Annotated in this window: 1 pseudogene; it reads right to left on the bottom strand. The window is 66.7% G+C overall.

The features are described from left to right. Positions 1-558 (bottom strand): annotated as a pseudogene (locus tag ABD256_RS44275) (serine protease); the annotation flags it as partial. Positions 559-564 lie beyond the last annotated feature (6 nt).

Genomic DNA, 564 nt, shown 5'->3' with positions numbered 1-564 from the left:
GATGGTGAGGGTGTAGGTGGCGGTGCCGGTCTTGCCGGTGGAGTCGGTGGCGGTGACGGTGATGGGGTAGGTGCCTGTCTGGAAGGGGGCGATGACCTGCATGGTGGAGCTGCCGCCGGAGGAAATGCCCTGGGGGTTGAAGAAGGGCGGGATGGGCAGTCCCGAGCCGGATGCGGAGAGGGTGAGGGAGCCGGTGCCGGTGGCGGAGACGGTGGCGTTGGTGAACATGCCGGGTCGTCCGGTGCCGCTGCCGGGGGTGACGGTGACCTTCACGTCGCCGGTGGGGGTGCCCTTGCCGACGGTCAGGGTGAGCTTCGTGGTCGCTGTCTCGGTGGTGCCCTTGCCGGATATCGTTACGGTGTAGTCCTTTTCGGGGGTGTTGGCGGCGGTTTCGATGGTGAGCTTGGCGGTGTCACCGGAGTTGATGGTGGATGGCTGGAAGGTGGCTTTGGCGCCGTCGGGCAGGCCCGTGGCGGTGAGGTCGACCTTTTCGGCGCCGTTCTTGCCCGCCTTGCTGGTGACGGTGGTCGAGATGTACTTGCCGGGATCGACCTTCACCGAACC

This window comes from Amycolatopsis minnesotensis (assembly GCF_039529815.1).
GTDB classification, from domain to species: Bacteria; Actinomycetota; Actinomycetes; order Mycobacteriales; family Pseudonocardiaceae; genus Amycolatopsis; species Amycolatopsis minnesotensis.
The sequence above is the reverse complement of the archived record's forward strand: the minus strand, read 5'-3'. Positions and strand labels throughout refer to the sequence as shown.